This is a genomic window from Roseovarius sp. MBR-51, assembly GCF_053628575.1.
In genome coordinates this window covers 263,092-278,921 of sequence record NZ_JBRJGQ010000006.1, presented here as the reverse complement: position 1 = coordinate 278,921, position 15,830 = coordinate 263,092, and the positions used below count along the sequence as shown (strand labels likewise).

Here is a 15,830-nt window from a genome sequence, read left to right as displayed (position 1 = left end):
AACATGAGCCAAACCGTCTCTGCGTCCTCTCCGGGGATCCCATCCAGCCCCGGCACCCTGTCGCGTGCCGGGATGCTGGTGGCGGTGGCGGCGGTGGTTTTGGCCGTGGCCTTGCTGGCGGGGCCGCGCTTTGGTCTCTTGTTGCTGATCGGTCTTGGCTTTGACCTGACGCTGGAGGGGTTCCGCTTTGGCTTTACCGGGCCGTGGCGGCGGATGATCCTAGAGCGGGATGCCTCGGGCCTTGTGGCGCAGCTGATTTGCATTGCCATTGTGGCCAGCGTCTCCTTTCCGCTCTTGGCGGCGAATGGCGCAGAGTTGAAGGGCGCGCATGCGCCTATCGGGCTGGCGATGATCGGCGGCGCGTTCGTGTTTGGCGCGGCCATGCAGATCGTTCTGGGCTGTGGATCGGGCACGTTGGTCAATGCCGGCAGCGGCAATGCGATCGGCGCGGTGGCGTTGCCATTCTTTGCGATTGGCAGTTTTGGCGGTGCCTATCACCTGACCTGGTGGACCAATCTTGGCAGTATGCCGGTGGTGGCGCTGAGCGGTGGGCAGGGGTTGGCACTCACGTTGATCGGGTTGGCGGCGATAGCTGGCTTGGCATTGATGCTGGGCAAGCGCGGCTCTCACCGACTGCCTGCGCGGTATTGGGGGGCGATACTGGCGCTGGCGGGATTGGCGATCGTGCATCTGGTGGTGGCTGGTCAGCCTTGGGGTGTGGTCTACGGTCTGGGCCTCTGGGTGGCCAAGGTGGTGGTGGCCGTGGGGGGCGATCTGTCGGGATCGGCGTTCTGGTCGGCACCGGGCAATCAAGGACAGGTGGCGGCCAGCGTGCTGACGGATGTCACCTCGCTCACCGATTTCGGGTTGATCGGGGGGGCCGCGCTGATGGCATGGTGGCGGGCCGGTCTGGCCTCGCCGGTTGGTATCCTGCCTGCGCGGGCCTGGGTTGCGGTGATCATCGCGGGGCTGGTGCTGGGCTATAGCTCAAGGTTGGCGTTCGGCTGCAATATCGGGGCGTTCTTCAGCGGCATCGGCACCGGGTCCGCGCATGGCTGGGTGTGGTTTGTCGCGGCCTTTGCCGGGTCTTGGGCCGGTATCCGGTTGCGGCCCTATCTGGGCCTCGAGGCGCGCAAATGATCCGGGCGCATGTGACAACGGCGGTATTGGTTCTTGTTGCGGGGTTGATTGCCTTTGACGCTGGGGCGTCAGACCCGCTCAATCCCTATGGCGCTGTGCCGATGCTGGCACTCGGATCAGGGATGGCCGCGGCGGGGGCGCATTGCGCTGCCCCGCCACCAAAGTAATCGCGACGCTCAGGACGACGCCCCGAGGAAGCGCATCGGATCGACACTATCGAACCCGTCGCGTACCTCGAAATGCAGGGCAGGCGTGCCGGTGCGGCGGATCTCGGCCAGTTTTTGACCGCGGGTGACGCTATCGCCCTTTTTCACGGTCAGAGCATCGACGTTGGAATAGACCGTCAGGAGGGAGCCTGCGTGTTTCACCACGATGATCGGCACACCATTCGTGTCCTCGGTTATCGCAGCGACTGTGCCCGCATCGGCAGCCACGACGGGTGACCCGGGGGTGGCGGAGATGTCGATACCGTCATTCCGGCCTTTGGAATATTCGCGGATGATGTCGCCTTTGACCGGGAAGGACATGCGCGCCGCCGTGGTCTTGGTTTCGGTTTTACCCAAATCCGGGGCGGCGATGGTTTCAATGGGCGCAGCCTTGGGCGTGGTCTTTTCGTCTGGAAGGGGTTTGGAGGCGCTCGGCGGCGTCGGCGTGGGCGAGCCCGCGCCCGGCCGCGTGACGGTGACGACATCGGCCTCATTGAACGGTTCGGTTTTCTCACCCGGAAGGGCGACGGGGATCAGCAGGAACTGACCTTCACGGACCGAGAAGTCAGACGCAAGCCCGTTCCAATCGGCCAAGCTGCGGATTGAGACATTGTAGAGCCGGGCGATGGAAAACGCGGTCTCTCCGCGCTCGACCTTGTGACGGACGGGTTCCGCGCCGACCTGTGCCGGGGCGGCGGTGCCGGGCGTCGCGGGCGGCAGTTCCGAGGTTGTGACAGTCTGGGAATCCGCACGGCGGATCGCGCCATCGGCGAGAGTGCCGATATCGACGCCCGGAGTGGTCTGAATCGGGCCGCCCAGCGGCTCTGCCACACGACCGGGCAGGGCGATGATTTCACCTGTGCGGAGCGGGTCACCGGTTTGCATGCCGTTGAAGCGGGCCACTTCGCCGGGGTCGGCACCAATGCGGCGCGCGAGGCTGGCCAGAGTGTCACCGCGCTCGGCCACCGCGACCTGATAGCCGGGATAGGAGATGATGCCGCGCGCATCCGGTTGCGGACGCGGGGCCGTCGCGTTGCGCGCGGCCTCTGCGGTGCTGGGCGCGTTGCCAAAGGCCCCGCGCACGTCGAGATCCAGCGGTTGGTCGCAGGCGGCAAGGGCCAAGGCCATGGTCGCCAGCAACGGTGCGGAGCGTGGGAATTTGCGCATCTCGATCATCCTCTTGAGTGGCCCCTTGTTGGCCGGGGCCTTGGTTACTGTGTCTCGCGCTCTACTCAGCCGTCGCGCCCCAGTCCCTCGATCAGAGGAACAAAGCGCACCGGGCGCAATTCGTCATAGTCAAATCCGGTCTCATGCCGGGTCACGCGGATCAGCCGTTGCACGGCATCGGACTGGCCCACTGGCACGACCATGATACCCCCGATTTTAAGCTGGGCCAATAGGGGGCCGGGCGGGTCTTCGGCGGCTGCGGTCACGATAATGCGGTCAAATGGCGCCTGATCGGGCAAACCGAAGCTGCCATCGGCGGTCAGGGCCGTGATATTGGTCAGATCGAGGGCCCGAAAGATCTCTGATGCTTCGTTGACCAGTCGTTTGTGACGGTCCACGGTATAAACGCGGCGGGCCAACTGGCTCAGGATCGCTGCCTGATAGCCAGAGCCGGTGCCGACCTCGAGCACCTTGTCGCGGCTGGAAACCTTGAGCGCCTGTGTCATGAGGCCCACAACCGAGGGCTGGCTGATGGTCTGGCCACAGGCGATGGGAAGCGGCATATCCTCATAGGCGCGTTCCGCGAAATAGCCCCGGATGAAGGGGCCACGGTCGATCTGTTCCATTGCCGTGAGGACGCGCGCATCGGTCACGCCCTTGGAGCGCAGGGTAAAGAGAAACTGCATCTTGCGTTCGGCAATATGGTGATCGTCCTCGTCGGTCATTCGATCGCCCTGAGCGCCTCCAACGCGTCATGGGCGGTCAGGTCCGCACGCATGGGAGTGACCGAGATATATCCCTGAAGGTTCACATCGGCATCTGATCCGGGGCTGGTGGGTTCGTGCTGGGGTGCGCCCGTGACCCAGAGAAAGCGACGACCCGAGGGCGAGACATGCGGCTGCACCCCATAGCCCATATCACGGCGAAAGCCCTGACGGGCGGCGCGCAGGCCCTTGACCTCTGCGGCCGGTACGGGCGGGAAGTTGATGTTGTAGAAAATACCGTAATCGTCCTTGGTCCAGACACCCTTGTCCAGGAGGCGTTGCAGCGTGGGCAGGCCATGCACGCGCGCGGCCTCGAATGTGTCGTCGAGATCGCGGTTGCCGGGGCCGTAATACTGGCTGAGCGCCACGGCGGGCACGCCCTGAAGGGCAGCCTCCATCGCAGCCCCGACGGTGCCGGAATAGACCGCGTTCTCGGCGGCATTGTTGCCGCGATTGACGCCAGAGAGCACGAGGTCAGGGCGGGCGTCCTTCATCACGTCATGCAGCCCCGCAAGGATGCAATCGGCGGGGCTGCCCTCGGCGGCAAAGCGGCGCGGGCCCATCTGTGCGATCATCATCGGGCGGGTGTAGGAAATGCAGTGAGCAACGCCCGATTGCTCGAAGGCGGGGGCCACGGTCCAGACTTCGCCAGTCTCACCGGCGAGGTCGGTGGCGATATCGTGGAGCACGGCAAGGCCGGGGGCATTGATGCCGTCGTCATTGGTGATCAGAATACGCATCGGCCTGCCCCTTTTTCTTGCTTGGTCTCTGTCTAGCTGCCGAGGGCGCGCGCGGCAAGCACGGGACGCAGCTTAGATCAATTCTGCAAGCAGGCGCGCGGCCTCGTCGCGGGGAAGTGCCAAGGTCTCGCGGTCTTCGCCGGGGTGAAAGCGCGCGCGGGTGGCGGTGGGCATCGGATGGGGCGTGAGGATGTGCACACGCGGGCCGGTCTGGGCGGTCTCGGCCTGCCACGAGCGGGCGAGGGCGATTTGCGCGGCTTTGGTGGCCCCATAGGCCGCATAGAATTTCTCACCCGCGCGCGGATCGTCGAAAAAGATCGCCTGCCCGCTGGTGCCCAAGAGGGGCGCTATGAAGGGGATCAGGATGCCCGTAGCGGTCACGTTGCAGGCCACGGATTTGGACCAATCCCCCTCGGACAGATGTGCCACCGGGGTCAGGGGGGCGGCATGCACCGCCGCATGCACCCAAGTGGCAATGGCACCCCAGCGGTCATAGATCGAGCGGCAAAGCTGCGCCATCGCTCCAACATTGGTAACGTCCATCGGTGCCAGTGTCGCCTGACCGCCGGCCGCCTGAATACGGTCGTCGAGTTCCTCGAGCGCGCCAGTGGTGCGGGCCACGGCAACGACGTGATGGGTTTTGGCCAAGGCCTCGGCCATGGCGGCGCCCAGACCGCGCGACGCGCCGGTCACGAGAGCGATCGGGAGGGAGTTCTGAGTTTCCATGCGTAGGGAAATCCCACCAGTTGCGTGGCAATTCAAGGGCAATCGCTTGACTTTCTCGCACATGCAGCGAAAAAGTCATCTCAGAGACATAACAGAGGGACGCGACCAATGCGCGATACAGTTTTGACCAAGGCCGTGATCGGCCACGACACACTGCTCCGCAAGGCGGGGTTGGTTTTGGGCGGCTCTTTCCTGATTGCGGTGGCAGCCCAGATCAGCGTGCCGTTCTATCCGGTGCCACTCACGCTTCAGACGTTGGCGATTCTGATGGTCGGTCTGACCTTTGGATCACGCCTCGGTGCGCTGACGCTGCTGGCCTATCTGGCCGAGGGTGCGATGGGCCTGCCGGTCTTTGCAGGGGGGTTGAACGGCGTGGCTCTGATGGGACCGACGGCCGGTTTCCTGTTTGGGTTTGTTGCCATGGCCTATCTTGCGGGTTTGGCCGTTGAGCGGGGACTGGCGCGGGGCGTCGTGTCCACGGCGATCTGTGGCATGGGGATTTCGGCGCTGCTCTATCTGCCGGGTCTGGCATGGCCTGCAATGATGCTGGGTAAGAGCGCGGATGCGCTGTGGTCCGGTTGGATGGCACCGTTCCTGCTGGGGGATGCGGTCAAGGCCGTTCTGGCGGCGATGATCGTCACCGGGGCAACCGCCCTGATCCGCGCGCGCAAGGGCTGAACCAGCACCAAAGCGATGAAACAAAGAACGCCGCTCCTGCATAGGAGCGGCGTTTTCTGTGCGTCCAGAGGATCAGGAAGCGGGAAGGCTAAGCCGTTCGCTGCGCCCACCGCCGCGCGCAAGGATCAAGACCCCCTCACCGATGGAGGCGACTGTAGCGCTGCCAAGGTCGGTGCCGATCTCAACGGTGTGCACCGTGCGGCCGACACGCAAAAGCGCGCGGGCGTGGTCCGGGCCATGCAGGGTGCCAATCAGGGTCAGACGTGCGTCCGGCAGTGCCGCGCGATTGGTGGCGGCATCCAATGTGGCGGCGGGGGTTTCTGTGTGCTCTGTCACGCGTACCTCTTTGTGCAATGCTCAAAGCGGCGTCTAGACGTGTGCTGACGGAGGGGAAAGAGGGAGGGTTTGGGGTCGGCGGAGAGTTGCCGCAATGCAGCATCGCCGCGCAAAGACCCGCTCAGCCGCCTGAGTGACGGCTGAGCGGCGGGCTCTTATTCGGCGGCTTTCAGCTCGAAACCCTTTTCGATCATATCGGACGGTGCGACGGGGTATTCGCCGGAGAAACAGGCGTCGCAATATTGCGGGCATTTGGTGTTGCGCCCGCCTGCCTCGCCCACGGCGCGATAGAGACCGTCGAGCGAGATGAACTTGAGGCTGTTGACCTGCAAATGGTCGCGCATCTCATCCTCGGACATGGTGGCGGCAAGCAGTTTTTCCCGCTGCGGTGTATCCACCCCGTAAAAGCAGGGCCACGCGGTGGGCGGCGAGGCAATGCGAAAGTGCACCTCGGCGGCCCCAGCATCGAGGATCATCTCTTTGATCTTGCGCGAGGTGGTGCCGCGCACGACGCTGTCATCCACGAGGATCACGCGCTTGCCCTCGATCAGGGCGCGGTTGACGTTGAGCTTCAGGCGCACGCCCATGTTGCGGATCTGTTCGGTGGGCTCGATAAAGGTGCGGCCCATGTATTGATTGCGGATGATCCCCATCGCAAAGGGGATACCCGATTCGTGGCTGAAACCGATGGCGGCCGGCGTGCCGCTGTCGGGCACGGGGCAGACAAGGTCAGCGTCAACAGGGGCCTCGCGGGCCAGCTCTACGCCGATCTGATGCCGGGTTTCATAGACCGAGCGGCCCCCGATGATCGAATCAGGACGCGAGAAATAGACATGTTCGAAGATGCAGAATCGCGGGGACTGGCGGCGGAAGGGAAAATGGCTCTCGACGCCGCCCTTGGCCGAGATGACGACCATTTCACCCGGTTCGATTTCACGGACATGGCGCGCGCCGATGATGTCGAGCGCGCAGGTTTCCGAGCTGAGAATCCAGCCCTCTCCCAATTGACCCAAGACCAAGGGCCGCACGCCCAAGGGATCACGCACGCCAATCAACTTGGTGCGGGTCATGGCGACGATTGAAAACGCGCCTTCGACCCGACGCAGCGCATCCTCCATCCGTTCGGGGATATTGCGTTGGAGCGAGCGGGCCATGAGGTGAATGATGCATTCGGTGTCCGAGCTGGACTGAAAGATCGAGCCGCGCTCGATCAGTTCCTTGCGCAGTGCAATGGCGTTGGTGATGTTGCCGTTATGGGCAATTGCAGCCCCACCCATGGAAAACTCACCAAAGAAGGGCTGAACATCGCGGATCGCCGCCCCTTTGGATCCCGCCGTGGAGTAGCGCACATGGCCGATGGCGAGCGGGCCGGGCAGCCGTTCCATCAGCGACTGGCTGGTGAAATTATCGCGCACATACCCAAATCGGCGTTCTGAATTGAAGCCGAGTTCAGGATCGTGGCTGACGATGCCGCCAGCTTCTTGGCCGCGATGTTGCAGCGCGTGCAGGCCGAGGGCCACGAAATTTGCCGCATCGGTCAGACCGATTGCGCCGAAAATTCCGCATTCCTCCTTCAGTTTATCATCATCGAAAGGGTGAGCGGGGGGCATTTGTTTGGGCAAAGCGGGCAGCTCCGAATCCGTGGATATCGCTTGGGCGTGTCATACGCCCTCAGGCCGGACATGTCACGAAACTATCACAGATAACGTGGGGATGCGATGGCTGGCGGGGGATCAGAAGCGCGATAGAATGACGCCTGCCCCGACCAAGAGGGCGGCGGTGAGGCGGGTCCACGACAGATCGCGCGCAGCGATGCCGAAGGCGCCGATGTAATCAAGCACCATGGCACCGACGATCTGCCCTAGGATGAGCGTGGCCGCGGTGGTGAGCACGCCGAGGACAGGCACACTCCAGAGTGACGCCCAGACAAAGAACGCGCCCAGAAGGCCGCCGAGCAGGAGCCAGCGCGGGGCGAGGGCCGCGCGACCAAAGGCGGCGCTGTCGCCGGAGAGGGCCACCAAGAGCACCAGCGCCACAAAACCCACGCCAAAGGACACGGCCGCCGCCGCGACCGAGCTATCGATCGTGCGCCCGAGCGCCGAATTGAGCGGGGCCTGAATGGCCACGGCAAGCCCGGCCACGGCCATGAGAATGAGGGCGAGAACCGGGCTTTGCGGCAGCATCGGTTACTGCGGCGCCTCGCATTTGCCGATCAGATCCTCGTATTGCCGGGTGATCCAGCCCAACGCCTCGTCGGGGTTGCGATCCTCGATCTTGCCGGTCAGTTGCGAGAAGACGCGGGCCGAGCGGCTGTCGTCGATGATCTGGATGGATTGTGAGGAGATCACAGTCTGATAGACGAAATAAGCGATGGCGATGAGCAGCACGCCGCGCGCTACGCCAAAGACAAAGCCAAGCCCTTGGTCAAGACCGCCCAAAACCGAGCGTTGCACCAGCGAGGAAAAGAGCGGCGTGATCAGCGAGGCGACGATGAGACCCACGGCAAAGACCACGGCAAAAGCGCCGATCATCGACAATTCACAGCTATCGGCGATGAATTCGCCCACCACCGGGATTTCCTTGACCAGCGGTTCCACCTGCGGGGCAAAGATAAAGGCGAGGAAGCCCGCCACGACCCAGCCCGCGATGGCCAGGGATTCGCGCACGAAGCCGCGCGAGTAGGCCAAGAGCGCCGAGAGCACAATGAAGAGCGCCACGACGCCGTCGATGATGGTGAAACCTTCCATATGCCTCTTCCTGTCCTTCTTGGCGGTTAGCCCGCGCCGAATATGTCACCTACGAATGTGGTCAGATCCCCCATATGGGTGAGTTTGAGGCCACTGTCGCCCGCCGTCTTGCCACCCGACGGGGTGATCGCGGCTGTGAAACCAAGTTTTTGCGCTTCTTTCAACCTGTTTTCGGTCTGCCCCACCGGGCGCAGGGCACCGGATAGGCTTATTTCGCCGAAAACGACGGTATCTGCCGGCAGGGCTTTGTCCTCGCGCGCACTCAGAAGGGCGGCGGCGACCGCAAGATCGGCGGCGGGTTCGCTGATTTTGAGGCCGCCTGCGACGTTAAGGTAGACATCAAGCCCGGCAAAGGGGATGCCGCAGCGCGCCTCGAGCACGGCGAGAATCATCGCGAGCCGCGCCCCGTCCCAGCCGACCACAGCGCGGCGCGGCTGGGCATGGGGGGTGGGGGCAACGAGCGCCTGCATTTCGACAAGGAGGGGCCGCGTGCCCTCGATGCCGGAAAAGACGACCGAGCCGGGGGTGGGCGCGCCGCGCCCCGAGAGAAAGAGGGCAGAGGGGTTGGCCACCTCGGCCAGACCCGCGCCGGTCATCTCGAAGACGCCGATTTCATCGGCGGGGCCAAAGCGGTTCTTGACGGACCGCAGGATGCGGAACTGATGCCCGCGCTCGCCCTCGAAATAGAGCACGCAATCGACCATATGTTCCACCACGCGGGGGCCGGCGATCTGGCCGTCCTTGGTGACATGACCCACGAGGATCACGGAGGTGCCAAAGCGTTTGGCAAAGCTGGTCAGCTCATGGGCGGCGGCGCGCACTTGGCTGACGCTGCCGGGGGCGGCCTCGACCGTGTCGGACCAGACGGTCTGGATCGAGTCGATGATCACGAGATCGGGCTTTTCGGATTCGAGCGTCGTCAGGATGTCGCGCAGCGATGTGGCTGCGGCGAGTTTGACGGGGGCATTGCCAAGCCCCAGGCGCTGCGCGCGCATTCGGACTTGGGCGCTGGCCTCTTCGCCGGAGATGTAGAAGGTCTTGAGGCCCGCGCCCGCGAACTGGGCGGCGGCCTGCAACAGGAGCGTGGATTTGCCGATACCCGGATCGCCGCCCACCAGAACCGCGCTGGCAGGCACAAGGCCGCCGCCCAGCACGCGGTCCAATTCGCCTATGCCCGAGAGGGTGCGGGGCGGCGGGGCCTCTTCGGTCGAGAGGTCCGTGAGGGTGAGCGGCGTGCCGCGTTTGCCGCCCAGTGTCTTGCCCTTGGGGCCGGTCGAGAGCGGCGCCTCTTCTATGATGCTGTTCCATTCGCCGCAGGCGTCACAACGCCCCGACCAGCGGTTGTGAACCGCGCCGCAGGCCGTGCAGGTGAAGGTGCCGGGTTTTGCCATATGCGCCTGATGCCCCAAGCGGCGGGCGCGGTCAAATGCGAAACCACTCTGGCGGCCATTCGTCGGTTCGTTAGGTTGTACTGATTACGGCAGTTTGCGTTTGAGGTCAGCCAGATCCGGGATGGCTCGACCGCTTGTGTGCGGTCAATCCGATCATCAGTGAGGCCAGAATGCAGGCGGTAAAGAGATAGAGGCCCCACGCCACCTCGACCCTAGCCAAGCCCACGCCTTTGACCACGATGATATAGAGCGCGATGAGAAAGATGTCTGCCATGGCGAGTTTGCCCAAGAGGTGCAGCGCGGGCAGGGCGCGCGGGGAGAGGAGGCCAAAGTGCAGGAGGGCGAGGCCGATGGTCTTGAGATAGGGGGCGAAGAGGGCAAAGACCGTGACCAAAAGGGCGAGGGTGACGTCGCTCTGCCAGAGCGCTTGCAGGCCCGAGATGACGGAGATTTCCGAGAGGCCAAAGAGCGGCAGGTCAATCCCCGCGCGCAACAGGGGCGCGAACCACGCGAGGGGGAAGAGGATAAGGAGGGAGAGGTTGGCGTATTTGAGCATTAAACTCTACCAAAACCTGTAAATGACTGCCTCATGAAGAAGCTATGTTATCGATTAAAAATCTCACACCTACGGCAACTATTGTAGGAGAGTAGTTGCGCACGTAGTCATTCTTTGGTGGGTATCGAGACGCGTATCTATCCCCGTTCTTCAGCTCTTTACAATAAATTTGGGTCATCAATTTCAAATGAAGTTCAAATGAGTACCAATCCCGCAAATCCTTACCGTTTTTAGTAAGGTGTTTTTTATGGTGGTCGGGAACTTCAAGAACTAAGACGGCTGTGTGCTTTGAAGTATACTCTTCTGCTCTCTGCAAAATTGACGTTTGCTCGTTCAATTGTCTGGCGAGATCGAAGAGATCATGACCTCGTTTCTCATGTGCGTGCCCTTGTTCTCCGACAGAAAGAATATGTGCCTTTATCGCCAACTCTGCTGCTTGCCCGAAAAGCTGCGTTAGCGGTGCAAGGGCCATAATCCTATTCTTTGTTTCATGCGCCTCTGTCCACACAACTTGTGCAGCATCTAGGTAAGCCTTTGCGTACTCGTTGTACCAGTGAATGCGATCCTTTAGCTGCAATGGCTTACCGCACCGCCTCGATCGGTCCCTCGGCGCGGCCGTGGATGAACTGGTCGAGATAGGGATCGCCGGAGTGGTCCATCTCGGACACGGGGCCGGTCCATTTGATCACGCCGTCATGCAGCATGGCGACATTGTCGGCGATGGCGCGCACGGAGGTCATGTCATGGGTGATGGTCATGGCGGTGGCGCCCATTTCGGTGACGATTTCGCGGATCAGGTCGTTGATCACGCCGGCCATGATGGGATCAAGGCCGGTCGTTGGCTCGTCAAAGAAGATGATCTCGGGTTCGGCGGCGATGGCACGGGCGAGGCCCACACGCTTTTGCATACCGCCCGAAAGCTCGGCGGGGAATTTATCGGCGACATCGGGTTTGAGGCCCACACGGCGCAGTTTCTCGATGGCGATCTCGCGGGCCTCGGACAGAGGCCGCTTGAGCGAGCCGCGCAAGAGGCGGAAGGCGACGTTTTGCCAGACGGGGAGCGAGTCAAAGAGTGCGCCGCCCTGAAAGAGCATGCCGAAGCGGGCGAGAAAGGCATCGCGGTCGCCACGCGTCACATCCTGCCCATCCAGGGTGATGGTGCCGCTGTCGGGGCGGACAAGGCCAAGGATACATTTCAGCGCCACGGATTTACCGGTGCCCGAGCCGCCGATGATCACCAGAGAGGTGGCCGAGGGAATGGTCAGGTTCACCCCGCGCAGGACACGGTTGGAACCGAAGGCTTTGTGGACGTTTTTAAGTTCGATCATGACGCGAAAAACAGTTCTGTCAGGAGGTAGTTGGAGGCGAGGATCAGCACGCTGGCCGACACAACCGCGGATTTGGTGGCGCGGCCCACGCCCTGCGCGCCGCGGCCCGAATTCATGCCATAGTAGCAGCCCATCAGCGCGACGATAAAGCCGAAGGCAGAGCCCTTGATCAGGCCCGAGACCACATCCCAGGTTTCCAGAAAATCAATCGTGTTGTGCAGATAGGTGGCGGCCCCGAAATCAAGCCGCCCGATGCCCACGAGAAACCCGCCCATGATGCCCAGCACATCGCCCACGCCCACGAGGACCGGCACGGCCAGCGTCGCGGCCAGCACGCGGGGCAGGGTGAGGTATTTCATCGGGTTGGTGGAGAGGGTGGTGAGCGCGTCGATCTGCTCTGTCACCTTCATCGTGCCGATCTCTGCGGCGATGGAGGAGGCCACGCGCGCGGCGACCATGAGGCCGCCCAGCACGGGACCAAGCTCACGGGTGAGGCCGATGGCGACAATCGAGGGCACCACGGTTTCGGCATTAAAGCGCGCGCCGCCTGCGTAGATCTGAAGCGCCAGAGCGCCGCCGGTAAAGAGCGCCGTCATGCCCACCACGGGCAGCGAGAGCCAGCCGATCTGGACCAGCGCATGCAGAAATTCACGCCAGTAGAAGGGGGGCCGCGCCAGATGGCTGAGTGTATCACTGGCGAAAAGCGCAATCCGGCCCATTGATGCCAGCCCGTTCAGAACGGTGCGGCCAATGCTGGCCAGAAAGCCGAGAATAAAATTCATCCGCCGATATAGCGTCGCGTATAGCGCGCCCCCAATGAGGTCAGGATTTCGTAGCCGATGGTATCGGCGTTATCGGCCAGCGTGTCGATGCTCTGATGCGGCCCGAGAAGTTGCAGGCTCTTGGGGTCATGGCCCAGATCCGTGATATCGACGCAGGTCAGGTCCATCGAGATGCGGCCTGCGATGGGGCAGGGGATATCTTCGGCCCAGAGGCTGGTTTTCGGCCCCATGGCGCGCAGGATGCCATCGGCATAGCCCGCCGCCACCGTGGCGATGCGGGTCTCACGGGGGGCGGTAAAGCCGTTCGCATATCCAACTGTTTCTCCCGGTGCCAGATCGCGGCATTGGATCACGGGAATGTCGAGGGTGACGACGGCGCGCGCCTCTGCAAAGGGGCGTCCGCCATAGAGGCCGATGCCGGGGCGGGCAAGATCGAAGTGATAGGCCGTATCCAGCAGGATGCCGCCGGTATTGGCAAGGCTGCGCGGCACATCGAACCCGTCAGTCATCTCGTGGAAGGCGGCAAGCTGCTGCGGGTTCATCGCATGGTCCGGCTCGTCGGCGCAGGCGAGGTGCGACATGATCAGACGCGGATCCTGAGCCAAGGCGATGTCGCGCAGGGCGGCCCATTCGCCGGGTTCCATGCCGAGGCGGTTCATGCCGCTATCAAGCTGGATGCCGAAGGGGTGCCCCGGCAAGGATTCGACATGGCGGATCATCTGCTCAAGCGAATTGATCATCGGGGTCAGGTACATGTCGCCGATCATATCCGCGTCACCGGGCATATGGCCGGAAAACACATAGATCGCAGGTCCGCTCCCGAGCGTGTCGCGCAGGGCGGCCCCTTCTTCGGCGACAGCGACAAAGAAGTGTCGGGCACCGGCGCGTGCGAGGCTGCGCGCCACCTTTGCCGCGCCCAAGCCATAGGCATCCGCCTTGACCACGGCGGCGGTCTCGCCCGCTGTCATGGCGTCCAAGGCGCGCCAATTGGCGGTGATGGCGTCAAGGTCGATGGTAAGGAATGCAGTGCTCATAGGCCGGGTTTTGACAGGATGGGCGGGGGCGTCAAGGGGAAAGGCATGATTGGTTTCCGGTCATAGCCTCGTGGCCTGCGCCCACCGAGGCGCAAGCGACGCGACTCTCGTCGGGAGGTGGGCCGTCGGCGGATCAGAACCAGCTCTGAACGCCGCGCGCGGCACCCGATATGTCACGACCCACACCATCGACAGTGGCGCATCCGGCCAGCGACGCAAGGAGGGCGAGCGCAATCAGTTTTCGCATGGGTTTGCCTGTCATTTGCCTGTGTCTGCTGCGATTTTTATTGTTATTCTTGAAACCACCATACCTCGGGGAGGAATCCAATGCCATCCCCATAGATCGGCAGCCGGTGCATTGGGTATTTCAACTGTGACTTATGCGCAATACGACCCACGCTGTATTGATGGATCGGGATCACATAGCGCCCCGCCATAAGCACCCGGTCGAGCGCGCGGGTGGCCGCGACAAACTCGGCGCGGTCGCGGGAGGTCAACATGGCGCGGATCATCGCCTCGGCGGCGGGGGATTTCATGCCCATCAGATTGCGGCTGCCGGGTTGGTCGGCATACTCCGCCCCCCAGTAGAAGGTCTGTTCATTGCCGGGGCTGAGCGAGAGCGAGCGGCGCATCATGGTGAGGTCAAAGTCGAACTGCGCTTCGCGTTCGGCATATTGCGCCTTGTCGGTCATCTCGACCGTGAGGGTGATGCCAAGGCGTTCGAGAGCGCGGGCGTAGATATCCATCATGGCGCTTGCCTGTGCGATCAGACCGTCCTGTTGCAAGAGGACGGTGAGGGACAGGGGAGTCCCCTCTGCATTCACAAGCCGCCCATTCTGGACCTGCCAGCCCGCCTGGTTCAGGAGGTCCACTGCGCGGCGCAGGGCCGTGCGATTGCGCGCGGTGCCATCGCCGACGGGCAGGCTGTAGCCCTCGAGCGTGCCGGGCGGGAGGGTGTCGGCGTGAGGTTCCAGCAGGTCGCGCACCCGGCCCGTGGCGGGGCCGTGATCCATGCCAAGCTCGGAGCCGGAGAAATAGGAGGTGATGCGGGGCTGGCGTCCGCCGGTCAGCGTGTCGTTGATATATTCGAAATTGAACGCGGTGATCAGTGCCTCGCGCACGCGCCAATCACCCAGCGGCGCGCGGCGGGTGTTCATGACAAAGCCGGTCATGCCCGAGGGTTTGCCGTGGGGGATTTCGCTCAGGGTTATCTCGCCGCGCTGGACGGCGGGGAAATCATACTGTGTGGCCCACGCCTCAGCGTTGAATTCTCGTACATAGCTGACAAGCCCCGCCTTGAACGCCTCTTTCAGCACGGTGTCGTCGCCGTAGAACTCGATGCGGATTTCGTCGAAATTGTTGGTGCCGCGCCGCAGGGGTAGGTCGCGGCCCCAATAGTCGGGATTGCGTTTCAGGGTGACGTGACGGTTTATTTCGTAATCGCTGACCACATAGGGGCCGGTGCCAAGGGGAATGTCATCAATTCCGGCCTCTGTGATGTCGCGCCCCTCCCACTGGGATTTTTGCAGGATCGGGCGGAGACCGGCCAAGAGGGCCAATTCGCGATCCTCTTCGGTGAAGGTCAGGCGCAGAGAGCGCGGGCCGGTTTGGGAAATGCTGTCCACCTTGGTCCAGAATCCGCGATAGCGCGGGTGGCCCGTGGTGCCGAGGGTCTGATAGGACCAAAGCACATCTTCGATGGTGACGGGTGTGCCATCCGAGAATCGGGCCTCGGGGCGCAGGGTGAATTCGACCCATCGACGGTCGTCGTCCGTCTCGACCGATTCGGCCAGAAGACCGTAAAGCGTGAACGGTTCGTCCCAGGATCGACCCATCAGGGTCTCGTGCGTGAGGTCGGCCACTTGCCACGGCGGATTGCCGCGCAGGATGAAGGGATTGAGCGAATCAAAGCCCCCCACGTTGCCGGTGACGACCGCGCCGCCCTTGGGCGCGTCCCGGTTGGCATAGGGGAGCGACACAAAATCAGGTGGGAGCGCCGGGGTGCCATACATAGCTATGCCATGCGCCGGGGCGGCACCCGCCTGAGAGGCCGTGCCAGCAAGGATGATCGCGGCCAATCCAGCCCTCAGATGGCGGAAAAATTCTGATCTCATTTTGGCGACAATCCTCAATCATCCTTGTTTGTCTGGGCCGGACCCTAGAGAGGGATTCAAGGGTTTTCAAACTTTTAGCTTGGACAGTGGCGCAGGATTGCTTATAAAGGGGGCACTGCTC

The 15,830-nt window shown here is 62.9% G+C and carries 19 protein-coding genes; 3 read left to right on the top strand and 16 right to left on the bottom strand.

Annotation, left to right across the window (positions count from 1 at the left end; all coding sequences use genetic code 11):
• The first annotated feature begins 3 nt into the window (after window positions 1-3).
• Both ACSSVY_RS11145 and ACSSVY_RS11140 read left to right on the top strand, forming a co-directional pair.
• Window positions 4-1,140, top strand: coding sequence for a YeeE/YedE family protein (locus ACSSVY_RS11145; RefSeq protein WP_454269624.1), 1,137 nt, complete (start codon window positions 4-6; stop codon window positions 1,138-1,140).
• Entirely contained in the window at window positions 1,137-1,307 is a 171-nt protein-coding gene (locus tag ACSSVY_RS11140; RefSeq protein WP_454269623.1) for a hypothetical protein, read from the top strand. Before ACSSVY_RS11145 ends, ACSSVY_RS11140 begins: the two co-directional genes overlap by 4 nt.
• A 9-nt stretch (window positions 1,308-1,316) precedes the next feature.
• Here ACSSVY_RS11140 and ACSSVY_RS11135 read toward each other — a convergent pair whose 3' ends face one another.
• The 4 genes from ACSSVY_RS11135 to ACSSVY_RS11120 form a co-directional block, all read right to left on the bottom strand.
• The gene (locus ACSSVY_RS11135) at window positions 1,317-2,522 is read right to left on the bottom strand and encodes a peptidoglycan DD-metalloendopeptidase family protein (protein ID WP_454269622.1); all 1,206 of its coding nucleotides are present in this window, start codon (window positions 2,520-2,522) and stop codon (window positions 1,317-1,319) included.
• A gap of 56 nt (window positions 2,523-2,578) precedes the next feature.
• Complete coding sequence (locus ACSSVY_RS11130; RefSeq protein ID WP_454269621.1) at window positions 2,579-3,238, bottom strand: protein-L-isoaspartate(D-aspartate) O-methyltransferase; 660 nt, start codon at window positions 3,236-3,238, stop codon at window positions 2,579-2,581.
• On the bottom strand, window positions 3,235-4,017 hold the full coding sequence (gene surE / locus ACSSVY_RS11125) for a 5'/3'-nucleotidase SurE (protein ID WP_454269620.1): 783 nt from the start codon (window positions 4,015-4,017) through the stop codon (window positions 3,235-3,237). Before surE ends, ACSSVY_RS11130 begins: the two co-directional genes overlap by 4 nt.
• A 72-nt stretch (window positions 4,018-4,089) precedes the next feature.
• Window positions 4,090-4,743 carry an SDR family NAD(P)-dependent oxidoreductase gene (locus ACSSVY_RS11120; RefSeq protein ID WP_454269619.1) on the bottom strand — a complete coding sequence of 218 codons (654 nt, stop codon included), beginning with the start codon at window positions 4,741-4,743 and terminating at the stop codon, window positions 4,090-4,092.
• A 108-nt stretch (window positions 4,744-4,851) separates the two neighbouring features.
• Between ACSSVY_RS11120 and ACSSVY_RS11115 the strand changes: the two genes are divergently transcribed.
• On the top strand, window positions 4,852-5,421 hold the full coding sequence (locus ACSSVY_RS11115) for a biotin transporter BioY (RefSeq protein ID WP_454269618.1): 570 nt from the start codon (window positions 4,852-4,854) through the stop codon (window positions 5,419-5,421).
• 72 nt (window positions 5,422-5,493) lie between these two features.
• Here ACSSVY_RS11115 and ACSSVY_RS11110 read toward each other — a convergent pair whose 3' ends face one another.
• The 12 genes from ACSSVY_RS11110 to ACSSVY_RS11055 all read right to left on the bottom strand — a co-directional run bounded on the left by ACSSVY_RS11110 (window position 5,494) and on the right by ACSSVY_RS11055 (window position 15,709).
• Window positions 5,494-5,757: a hypothetical protein gene (locus ACSSVY_RS11110; RefSeq protein WP_454269617.1), complete on the bottom strand. Its 264-nt coding sequence runs from the start codon at window positions 5,755-5,757 to the stop codon at window positions 5,494-5,496.
• Between the two features lie 155 nt (window positions 5,758-5,912).
• Window positions 5,913-7,367, bottom strand: coding sequence for an amidophosphoribosyltransferase (gene purF / locus ACSSVY_RS11105; RefSeq protein WP_454269616.1), 1,455 nt, complete (start codon window positions 7,365-7,367; stop codon window positions 5,913-5,915).
• 123 nt (window positions 7,368-7,490) lie between these two features.
• Complete coding sequence (locus tag ACSSVY_RS11100; RefSeq protein ID WP_296627903.1) at window positions 7,491-7,940, bottom strand: DMT family transporter; 450 nt, start codon at window positions 7,938-7,940, stop codon at window positions 7,491-7,493.
• Window positions 7,941-7,943: 3 nt separating this feature from the next.
• On the bottom strand, window positions 7,944-8,504 hold the full coding sequence (locus ACSSVY_RS11095; protein WP_454269615.1) for a CvpA family protein: 561 nt from the start codon (window positions 8,502-8,504) through the stop codon (window positions 7,944-7,946).
• Window positions 8,505-8,530: 26 nt separating this feature from the next.
• Window positions 8,531-9,895, bottom strand: a complete 1,365-nt coding sequence (gene radA, locus ACSSVY_RS11090; RefSeq protein WP_297776369.1) for a DNA repair protein RadA — start codon at window positions 9,893-9,895, stop codon at window positions 8,531-8,533.
• Between the two features lie 106 nt (window positions 9,896-10,001).
• Window positions 10,002-10,451, bottom strand: coding sequence for a paraquat-inducible protein A (locus ACSSVY_RS11085; protein WP_454269614.1), 450 nt, complete (start codon window positions 10,449-10,451; stop codon window positions 10,002-10,004).
• A gap of 31 nt (window positions 10,452-10,482) precedes the next feature.
• Window positions 10,483-10,923 (bottom strand): hypothetical protein, encoded by a 441-nt coding sequence (locus ACSSVY_RS11080; RefSeq protein WP_454269613.1) that lies wholly within the window; start codon window positions 10,921-10,923, stop codon window positions 10,483-10,485.
• A 109-nt stretch (window positions 10,924-11,032) separates the two neighbouring features.
• Complete coding sequence (locus ACSSVY_RS11075) at window positions 11,033-11,779, bottom strand: ABC transporter ATP-binding protein (RefSeq protein ID WP_454269612.1); 747 nt, start codon at window positions 11,777-11,779, stop codon at window positions 11,033-11,035.
• Entirely contained in the window at window positions 11,776-12,561 is a 786-nt protein-coding gene (locus ACSSVY_RS11070) for an MlaE family ABC transporter permease (RefSeq protein WP_454269611.1), read from the bottom strand. Before ACSSVY_RS11070 ends, ACSSVY_RS11075 begins: the two co-directional genes overlap by 4 nt.
• Complete coding sequence (alr, locus tag ACSSVY_RS11065; RefSeq protein WP_454269610.1) at window positions 12,558-13,595, bottom strand: alanine racemase; 1,038 nt, start codon at window positions 13,593-13,595, stop codon at window positions 12,558-12,560. Before alr ends, ACSSVY_RS11070 begins: the two co-directional genes overlap by 4 nt.
• A 133-nt stretch (window positions 13,596-13,728) precedes the next feature.
• Window positions 13,729-13,842, bottom strand: coding sequence for an entericidin EcnA/B family protein (locus ACSSVY_RS11060; protein ID WP_454269609.1), 114 nt, complete (start codon window positions 13,840-13,842; stop codon window positions 13,729-13,731).
• Window positions 13,843-13,885: 43 nt separating this feature from the next.
• Entirely contained in the window at window positions 13,886-15,709 is a 1,824-nt protein-coding gene (locus ACSSVY_RS11055; protein ID WP_454269608.1) for an extracellular solute-binding protein, read from the bottom strand.
• Between the last annotated feature and the right edge of the window lie 121 nt (window positions 15,710-15,830).